General features: G+C 38.2%; 9 protein-coding genes and 1 pseudogene. 9 read left to right on the top strand and 1 reads right to left on the bottom strand.

Features of this window, described 5'->3' with window-relative positions; all coding sequences use genetic code 11:
* The 9 genes from AWW78_RS10610 to AWW78_RS08975 all read left to right on the top strand — a co-directional run.
* On the top strand, positions 1–1307 hold a 1307-nt coding region (locus AWW78_RS10610; protein WP_047134941.1), incomplete at its 5' end, for a DUF4175 family protein.
* A gap of 150 nt (positions 1308–1457) precedes the next feature.
* Positions 1458–2021 (top strand): 2-oxoacid:acceptor oxidoreductase family protein, encoded by a 564-nt coding sequence (locus AWW78_RS09010; RefSeq protein ID WP_047134940.1) that lies wholly within the window; start codon positions 1458–1460, stop codon positions 2019–2021.
* Positions 2018–2308 (top strand): pyruvate synthase subunit PorD, encoded by a 291-nt coding sequence (gene porD / locus AWW78_RS09005; protein ID WP_047134939.1) that lies wholly within the window; start codon positions 2018–2020, stop codon positions 2306–2308. The genes AWW78_RS09010 and porD overlap by 4 nt, the downstream gene beginning before the upstream one ends.
* A gap of 27 nt (positions 2309–2335) precedes the next feature.
* Positions 2336–3562 (top strand): pyruvate ferredoxin oxidoreductase, encoded by a 1227-nt coding sequence (porA, locus tag AWW78_RS09000; protein WP_047134938.1) that lies wholly within the window; start codon positions 2336–2338, stop codon positions 3560–3562.
* 14 nt (positions 3563–3576) lie between these two features.
* Positions 3577–4497, top strand: a complete 921-nt coding sequence (locus AWW78_RS08995; RefSeq protein WP_047134937.1) for a thiamine pyrophosphate-dependent enzyme — start codon at positions 3577–3579, stop codon at positions 4495–4497.
* A 212-nt stretch (positions 4498–4709) separates the two neighbouring features.
* Positions 4710–5939, top strand: a complete 1230-nt coding sequence (gene xseA, locus AWW78_RS08990) for an exodeoxyribonuclease VII large subunit (RefSeq protein ID WP_047134936.1) — start codon at positions 4710–4712, stop codon at positions 5937–5939.
* The gene (xseB, locus tag AWW78_RS08985) at positions 5923–6192 is read left to right on the top strand and encodes an exodeoxyribonuclease VII small subunit (protein WP_047134935.1); all 270 of its coding nucleotides are present in this window, start codon (positions 5923–5925) and stop codon (positions 6190–6192) included. Before xseA ends, xseB begins: the two co-directional genes overlap by 17 nt.
* Before the next feature lie 17 nt (positions 6193–6209).
* Positions 6210–8156 carry a 1-deoxy-D-xylulose-5-phosphate synthase gene (gene dxs / locus AWW78_RS08980; RefSeq protein WP_047134934.1) on the top strand — a complete coding sequence of 649 codons (1947 nt, stop codon included), beginning with the start codon at positions 6210–6212 and terminating at the stop codon, positions 8154–8156.
* Positions 8157–8159: 3 nt separating this feature from the next.
* On the top strand, positions 8160–8618 hold the full coding sequence (locus AWW78_RS08975) for a Gfo/Idh/MocA family protein (protein WP_075426238.1): 459 nt from the start codon (positions 8160–8162) through the stop codon (positions 8616–8618).
* Positions 8619–8635: 17 nt separating this feature from the next.
* On the opposite strand, the pseudogene AWW78_RS10780 reads toward AWW78_RS08975, so the two are convergent.
* Positions 8636–9103, bottom strand: a pseudogene (locus AWW78_RS10780) (Gfo/Idh/MocA family protein); the annotation flags it as partial.

The following is a 9103-nucleotide window of genomic DNA, read 5'->3' as shown; positions in this document are numbered from 1 at the left end:
TAACATATCTTGAAAAGTTTAATTTATACGCAAGTCGCATCTTTGTAAACCCAAAGAATAAATCTCAACTTAAACAATTAAGCGATGAGCAAAGGGAGTTAAAAGAGGAAGTAGAAAAAATTGAAGAAAACCTTGAGAATTTAAAGGAAAGGATGGGTGAGTTTAAAAATGAAATGCCATTAGATTCACTCGAAAAAATTTTAAACGAGATAAAGGAGAAAAAGTTTGGTCAGAAATTTGACAAGGCTGGAGAAAAGATAATGTCTGGGAATTTAAAGGAGGCTGGGCAGATTCAATTTGAACTTTCGGAAGGGCTTATGCAGATGCAAAGTGGTTTACAATCACTCCAACAGCAATTAATGCAGAATCAACAGCGTCAGATAATTTCAAAGATGCAAAAAATTCAAAAAGATCTGCTTACGCTTTCAAAAGAGCAAGAAGAGATAAAACGTGAAACTCAAAATTCATCGCCGGGCTCTTCAAAGCTTCATGACCTTGCACGTGAGCAAATGGATTTGCTCTCGGGGTTAAATTCGGTTGCAAGTGAATTGATTGAGCTTTCGCAGAAAACATTTGCAATAACCCCAGATATGGGCCGGGAAATTGGCTCCGCCTTAATGAACATGCATCGTGCGATTGAATCGCTCTCAACGAGGGATAACGCAAATTCTTCAAAATTTCAAACTGAAGCGATGAACTCACTTAACAAAGCAATAATCCAGCTTGGAAATGCGATGCAGGCAATGATGCAAGGTGGAGCTGGAGGCGGATTACAATTTTTGCTTCAGCAGTTAAACCAACTTGCGATGCAACAGTTGGGCTTAAATCAAGCAACCCAAGAGCTAATGCAACAACTTTCACTTCAGCAACAAGCAGAGATGGCAAGGTTAGCAGCTCAACAAGAACTCATCCGAAAGTCACTACAAGAATTGATGAAAGAAGCTGAACTTTCAGGGAATAAAGGCAGAATTCTTGGTGATATGAATAAGATCGCTGAGGAAATGAAGGAAGTTATAAGCGACCTTGAATCGGGAAATCTAAATGAGGAGACAATCCGAAAGCAAGACAGAATTCTTTCGCGCCTTCTTGATGCTCAGCGTTCAATTCATGAACGTGATTTTGAAAAACAACGCGAGTCAAGACCCGGACAAAACATAACAAGGCAAAGCCCCGCTGAATTAAAGTTTGAAGAAGAAAAGGAAAAAATCTTTCAAGACCTTTTAAAATCAATTCGAGAAAACTATCACAAAGATTACGAAGCCTTGATAAAAAAATATTTTGAACTTCTTCGCTCCATCCAACAATAAAATGCCTCACTTTGCCACTACTTGAATTTTTGAGACAAATTTACACCTCGAATAGATTCCAAAGTTATTATCTTGCAATTTTTTATGATTTGGCACGCTTTTTGAATTTCCTTTTCAAGAAAAAACAAAATTTAAGTCCGAAATTTTGCAATGATTGAAATAAGATGGCATGGTCGTGGAGGACAAGGAGCAAAAACAGCAGCAATGCTATTTGCAGAAACAGCGATTGAAGAAGGTAAATTTGCCCAAGGATTTCCCGAATATGGTCCAGAGAGAATGGGAGCACCTGTAAAAGGTTTTACAAGGATTGATGATAAACCGATAAGGATACATAGTGGAATTGAAAATCCACGAGTTGTAGTAGTTCTCGATCAAACATTACTTGAGACTATTGATGTAACAGAGGGAATGCCAGAGGATGGAATTTTAATCATCAACACAGAAAAAAGTCCTGAACAAATACGCAAACAGTTTGGGATAAAGAAAGGCAAAATCTACACAGTGAACGCAACAAAAATAGCCCTTGACACAATAGGTAGGCCAATTCCAAATACTGTTATGCTCGGTGCATTGATAAAGGTTACAGGGGTTTTAGACCTTGATACACTTTTGAAAAACATAGTTAAGAAATTCAGCAAAAAGTTTAGTGATAAAGTCGTTGAAGGCAACGTCCAAGCGATAAAAAAAGCATTTGAGGAGGTAAAAGGAGAATGAATGAACTAAAAAAATGGTTTGAGCTCCCAGTCGGAGCTGTAATTGATGAACCAGGAAACGCCATCAAATATAAAACTGGTTCATGGAGGACATTTAAACCAGTCCTTGATAAATCAAAATGTAACGATTGTTTAATCTGTTGGATTTACTGCCCCGATAATTCAATAATCGTTCAAGATGGTAAACTCATTGGATTTGATTATGAGCATTGTAAAGGTTGTGGAATTTGTGCTGAAGTTTGTCCCGATAAGAGCAAAGCTATAACGATGGTTCTTGAACATCAATAATCAAAAAATTTTATTTGGAGGTAAAAAATGAAAGTAATGGCTTTAACGGGAAATGAAGCCGTCGCAGAGGCAATGAGGCAGATTAATCCCGATGTCGTCGCTGCATATCCGATTACACCTCAGACGGAATTAATGCACAGATTCACTGAATTTGTCGCCGATGGCCTCGTTGATACCGAAATGGTTCTTGTTGAATCAGAGCATAGTGCATTGAGTGCAACGGTTGGAGCAAGTGCAGCTGGTGCAAGAGCAATGACAGCGACAAGTTCACAAGGACTTGCGTTAATGTGGGAAATTCTTTACATCGCAGCTGGGCTGAGATTACCAATAGTTATGCCTGTGGTAAATAGAGCTTTGAGCGCCCCTATAAACATTCACGGCGATCACTCAGACACAATGGGAGCGAGGGACTCTGGATGGATACAAATTTTTTCAGAGAATGCACAGGAAGCTTACGATAATACCATTATCGCAGTGAGGATTGCGGAACATCCAGATATCCTTCTCCCGGTGATGGTGACAATGGATGGTTTCATAATAAGTCATACTATGGAAAGGGTAGAAGTTCTTGATGACGATGTTGTTAAAAACTTTATAGGTGAGTATAACCCAAAATATAAGCTTTTGGATGTTAAAAACCCTGTGACGATGGGTCCGCTTGATTTACAGGATTATTACTTTGAGCATAAAAGAGCACAAGCGGAGGCAATGGAAAACGCGTATAAACTTATAAAAGAGATAGACGAAGAGTATTACAAAATCAGTGGAAGAAGGTATTCTTATGTTGAACCTTATGAGATCGATGATGCTGATATAATTTTAATTTCTCTTGGTTCAACCGCTGGGACCATAAAAGATGTAGTTGATGAGTTGAGATTGAAAGGTTTAAAAGTTGGAGGATTAAAAATAAGGGTTTACAGACCTTTCCCAAGGGATGAAATAAAAGAATTTCTTTCAAATGCGTCAGTGGTTGGCGTGATGGACAGAGCGATTGCTTTTGGCTCACCGTGTGGTCCAGTTTGTCTCGATGTTAAAGCATCTTTGCAGGGAACAAGTCTTTCAAATCTTCCAATTGTAAACTATATCTATGGGCTTGGTGGAAGAGATATCACTCCAAAGGATATAATAAAAATTTTCAACGAGCTTGAAAAGGTTAGAATTTCAGGCGAGGTTCCGAATCTACCTCGTTATGTTGGGGTGCGTGGTGAAGAGAATTACATTGAGCAAAAAGCTAAGTTAAAAATCAAAAATTAACATCGCAGGCTAAAATGGCAAATCTAAAAGAGTTATCACAAAGAACGGTAAAATTCACAGCTGGTCATAGAGCGTGTGCAGGTTGCCTGCCAGCTGTTGCATTAAGGCAGGTGACTTTATCCGCTGATTATCCAATTGTTGTTGGTTTTGCAACGGGCTGTATGGAGGTTGTTTCAACTATATTCCCCTATACTGCATGGAATGTCCCCTACATTCATGTTGCCTTTGAAAATGTTGCAGCGGTTATGAGCGGTGTTGAATCTGCTTATAAAGCATTAAAGAAAAAGGGCAAAATAAATGAAGAGATAAAATTTATCGCATTTGGTGGAGATGGCGGAACCTACGATATTGGATTTCAAGCTTTATCTGGAATGGCTGAAAGGGGACACGATGTGTTATATATTTGCTATAACAATGAAGCTTACATGAATACAGGAATACAAAGGTCAAGCGCAACACCATTTGGAGCTCAAACATCAACAACTCCAGTTGGTTCAGTTGAATTTGGAAAGAAACAATTCCCCAAAGATTTGACACAGATAATGGTAGCACATGGAATTCCTTATGTTGCTCAGGCGTCTGTGCATAATTGGAAAGATTTAAACATGAAAGTTGAAAAAGCTTTAAAAATCAAAGGTCCGAAGTTCATAAATATACTCGCACCATGTACACTTGGTTGGAGATATCCTGCTGAAAAGGGAATTGAAATTGCGAAACTTGCAGTTGAAACTTGCGTCTGGCCAATTTATGAAGTTGAAAATGGGAAGTATAAAATAAATTACAAGCCAAGGGAAAAGAAACCAGTTATTGAATGGCTTAAAACTCAAGGTAGATTTGCGCATCTTTTGAAACCGGAATATCAACATCTTGTAGAAGAGATACAAAAAGAAGTTGATAGAAGGTGGGAACACCTTCTTGAATTAGCAGGCACTTAATTTCCTCCTCCTTAACCTCCTTATTGGTCGCCGTTATTTCCCGGCGACCTTTTTATTTTTTCTACAGAAATAACCTTCGATTTGTCAAAGAAGGTGAATGTTAGGTTGTGCGTTTATAATATTTCCGGCTGAAAGCTCGCTTAGATTGTTTTTAAACTTTGAGTTGTTTAAATTTTTCAAAGCGAAAACACACTTGGTCTAAAAGAAAAATTATGTATAACTATTTCCCGCTTATTTCAAAGGAAAAGATTCTAACTGTTTCCGAGCTAACATATCAAATTAAAAAGTTAGTTGAACCAAATTTTCAAGATATATGGCTCCAAGGTGAAATATCAAATTATAAAATTCACGCATCCGGACATGTTTATTTCACACTCAAAGATGAAAATGCATCGATAGATGCAGCGTTATGGAAGAGATACGCCGATATATATTTAAAAAATTACACTTATAAAGACGGCGACAAAGTTCTTGTTCATGGCAAAATAGAAATATATGAACCGCGCGGGGAATATAAAATTATAGTTGATTTCATTGAACCACTTGGAATCGGCGAGCTCCAGATAAAGTTTGAAATGTTAAAACAGAAACTCGCTGCCGAAGGACTGTTTGATGCCAGATTTAAAAAACCAATCCCGGAATACCCAAATAGAATTGGTATAGTCACAAGCCCGACAGGTGCAGCGATAAGAGATATGATAAATATAATTTCGCGTCGTTTCCCAGCGGTAGAATTAATTCTTTACCCTGTGAAAGTTCAAGGAGACGGAGCAGCTGAGGAAATAGCACAAGCAATTCGGGATTTAAATTTCTACGGCAAAGTTGATGTGATAATTGTCGGAAGAGGTGGAGGTTCAATTGAAGATTTATGGGCTTTCAACGAGGAAATTGTCGCCAGAGCGATTTTTGAATCGAAGATACCGATAATAAGCGCGGTTGGACATGAAATTGATTATAGCATAAGCGATTTCGTCGCAGACCTAAGGGCACCGACGCCGTCAGCCGCTGCTGAACTTGTTGTGAAAAATCGCGATGATGTTATTGAAAATATCCGAAATTTTTGGTATACTATTCATCAACTTACGATTGAAAAAATAAAAAATGCCAAAAAGGAGGTTGAACATCTAACGAAAAGTTATGCCTTTAACAGACCGATCGATTGGTTAAGACAATACACGATGAGGTTGGATGAATTAACACGAGCACTTGAAATTGCAATGTCGCATAGATTTGAATTGATAAAAAATAATTTTGAACAATGGCTTAAAAGGTTTGAATCGCTAAACCCTGAACTTGCCTTAAAAAGGGGTTATGCCATCGTTTATAAAGACGGAAAAATTGTCCACAGCAAAGAAGAACTTAAATTAAACGACGAGTTTAATGTAAAACTATCAGATGGAATAATAAAAGGGGTGGTGAAAGAATATGGCGAAGAAAAATGAAATAACAGAAAGTTCACTTGAAAACTTAACATTTGAGCAAGCGTTAAAAGAACTCCAAAATATAGTTGATAAACTTGAAACTGGACAAGTGACGCTTGAAGAAGCAATTGAAATGTATGAGCGAGGAATTAAACTTTCAAAATATTGTCTCCACAAATTGACGCAGGCAGAACTTCGGATAAAGAAAATAATTAAAGATGAATCTCAAGGATTTACGCTTATCGATTTTGATGATTTTAACAACAAAATTTAAGGGGGCGATAATATAAAATGGATTTGAAAAGTCCACAGGTTGAAGCAAATTACAGCGTCTTGCCAAGAGTAAACTCCCCAGATGACTTAAAAAGATTAAGTATACAAGAGCTTGAGATCCTTGCGAAAGAAATAAGGGAATTCATAATTGATACGATCTCAAAGGTTGGGGGACATTTGGGAGCAAGTTTAGGTATTGTCGAATTAACATTAGCAGTCCACTATGTATTTAACGCTCCAAGAGATAAGATAATTTGGGATACAGGGCATCAAGGTTATGTGCATAAAATAATCACAGGAAGAAGAGATGTTTTTCACACCATAAGACAATTCAAAGGGATAAGTGGATTTTTAAAAAGAAGTGAAAGCATTTACGATGTTTTCGGCGCAGGGCATGCTTCAACATCAATCTCAGCTGCTTTAGGGATTGCAACAGCAAGAGACTTTGACGGTGAGGATTATAAAGTGGTCGCAATAATTGGGGATGGTGCAATGACTGCTGGGCTTGCATATGAGGCGATGAACAATGCTGGGATGTTGAGGAAAAATTTAATCGTGATTTTAAATGATAACAATATGTCAATCTCTCCAAATGTATGGGCAGTTTCAAAATATTTTACAGAATTAATTGCAAGCACACATTACAATAAGTTCAAGTCATTTGTTTGGGACTTAACTGGACAACTTGATGGAATGGGAGATAGAATCCGAAAACTTGCAGCGAGAGTTGAGGGTGGAGTGAAGGCAATAATAACCCCGGGGATGCTTTTTGAAGCCCTTGGCTTTAGATATTTCGGTCCTGTAAATGGTCACAACATCCCGAAACTTATAAAGATTTTAAGTGAAATAAAAAACCTTAACGGTCCAATTCTTCTTCATGTTATAACTCAAAAGGGCAAAGGTTATAAACCAGCCGAGGACGACGCACCAAAATACCATGGGGTGACGCCATTTGATAAAATTACAGGAAAGATGTATAAAAGCGATAAACCCCAACCCCCAAGCTATACAAAAGTTTTTGGTGAAGCCCTTGTCCAGCTTGCGAGGAAAAACAGCAAAATTGTGGGCATAACGGCAGCGATGCCCGAAGGAACAGGACTTGACATTTTAAGAAATGAAATCCCCGAGAGATTTTTTGATGTTGGAATAGCGGAACAGCATGCGGTGACATTTGCAGCAGGGCTTGCAACCGAAGGATATATCCCAGTGTGTGCGATTTATTCGACATTTTTACAAAGGGCTTTTGATCAAATTATTCATGATGTAGCACTTCAACATCTTCATGTAGTTTTTGCTCTTGATAGAGCCGGGCTTGTTGGAGCAGATGGACCAACTCACCACGGTGCCTTTGACTTAAGCTACTTACGGCTTATCCCCGGAATGGTGGTAATGGCTCCGAAAGATGAAAGCGAACTCAGGGATATGCTTTACACCGCAACGATTTACAATAAAGGTCCAATAGCTATCAGATATCCAAGAGGAAATGGCATTGGGGTCCCACTTAAAGAAGAGTTTGATCTAATTGAAATTGGCAAAGCTGAGGTATTGAAAGAAGGAAAAGATATAGCGATACTTGCAATAGGAAGCATGGTGTATCCAAGTCTAAAAGCTGCGGAGAAACTTAAAGAATTTGGAGTTGATGCGATGGTTATAAACATGCGATTCGTCAAACCGTTGGACAAAAAACTCTTAGATGAAATTTTTGATAAATTTGATAAGGTTGTGACCGTTGAAGAAAATACAATAATTGGTGGATTTGGAAGCGCCGTCCTTGAATATGCGTCATTTAAAGGTGTTAAAAATGTTAAATTCTTGATTCATGGAATACCTGATGAATTCATTGAGCATGGGACACAGGCGGAGCTTTGGAAGATGCTAAAGCTTGACCCTGATGGAATAGTTGAAAAAATTCTCGAAACATTTAAATTTAAAAGAACTCTGATTTCTCAAAAAATACAGAAATGACCAATGGAGAAAGTTAGATTTGGAATAATCGGTCTTGGCGGTATAGCACAAGCGGTTCATCTTCCCATACTTTCAAAACTTGAAAACGCACAAATCGTTGCCCTGTGCGATACAGATAAGGCAAAGGCAAAGATGTTAGCAGAAAAATACAATGTGCCATACTTTTACACAGATTATGAAAAGATGCTTAAAGAAGTTGAGGAAATTGAAGCTGTTGAAGTGTTAACACCTACAAATCTTCACGCTGAAATGGCGATAGCCTGCGTTTCGGCTGGAAAAGATGTGTTCGTTGAAAGACCATTGGCAAGGGATTATAAAGAAGCTGAGTCCGTTGTAAAAGCCCTTGAACAAGAAAAAGATAGAAAAATTATGGTTGGAATGAATTTAAGATTTAGGCCTGATTCTATGTTGCTGAAGGGTTTCATCGAGCAGGGCACCGCATCAACAATTTTCATTCTATAAAGGGCATCCTTTGCGCTTGAAACAAGGGGATGAAGATTTCGCACCGCTCCGATGAAATGCTTCAGCTCATTTTCATAAGATTTCCAGTAAAGAGTTTCAGGTCTATCCATCTTTTGGGGTGCAAGATTGACAAGGTTTCCCTGTATATCTTTATAAATTCTGAACGGGTTTAATTCCCCAGTTCCCTGAGTTCCAAATATATGCAAATAAAATATTGAGTTTTCAAATTCGTATGACCAACTTACATCGATAAATAATGTCGCTTCGTTTTTAAACTTCAAGAAAACAATCGCGCTGTCCTCCACTGATTTAGTTTGATGTTTGTAGCATATGGAATTTACGCTTTTGACCTCCGGATATCCAGCCATCCACAATGCAAGGTCAAGCAGGCTTATACCAAGGTCAAGCATAACACCTCCGCCTGCTTTTTCTTTCATCATAACCCATTTTTTATTGTTTGGCTTTTTAAACCATCCAGCTTTCAC

Source organism: Candidatus Kryptonium thompsonii (assembly GCF_001535985.1).
Lineage (GTDB): Bacteria > Bacteroidota > Ignavibacteria > Kryptoniales > Kryptoniaceae > Kryptonium > Kryptonium thompsonii.
The sequence above is the reverse complement of the archived record's forward strand: the minus strand, read 5'-3'. Positions and strand labels throughout refer to the sequence as shown.

Excerpts from the sequence above, each read along its gene's own strand:
- AWW78_RS09010 (WP_047134940.1), top strand. The coding sequence starts at position 1,458 with ATGATTGAAATAAGATGGCATGGTCGTGGAGGACAAGGAGCAAAAACA.
- porD (WP_047134939.1), top strand. The coding sequence starts at position 2,018 with ATGAATGAACTAAAAAAATGGTTTGAGCTCCCAGTCGGAGCTGTAATT.
- porA (WP_047134938.1), top strand. The coding sequence starts at position 2,336 with ATGAAAGTAATGGCTTTAACGGGAAATGAAGCCGTCGCAGAGGCAATG.
- AWW78_RS08995 (WP_047134937.1), top strand. The coding sequence starts at position 3,577 with ATGGCAAATCTAAAAGAGTTATCACAAAGAACGGTAAAATTCACAGCT.
- xseA (WP_047134936.1), top strand. The coding sequence starts at position 4,710 with ATGTATAACTATTTCCCGCTTATTTCAAAGGAAAAGATTCTAACTGTT.
- xseB (WP_047134935.1), top strand. The coding sequence starts at position 5,923 with ATGGCGAAGAAAAATGAAATAACAGAAAGTTCACTTGAAAACTTAACA.
- dxs (WP_047134934.1), top strand. The coding sequence starts at position 6,210 with ATGGATTTGAAAAGTCCACAGGTTGAAGCAAATTACAGCGTCTTGCCA.
- AWW78_RS08975 (WP_075426238.1), top strand. The coding sequence starts at position 8,160 with ATGGAGAAAGTTAGATTTGGAATAATCGGTCTTGGCGGTATAGCACAA.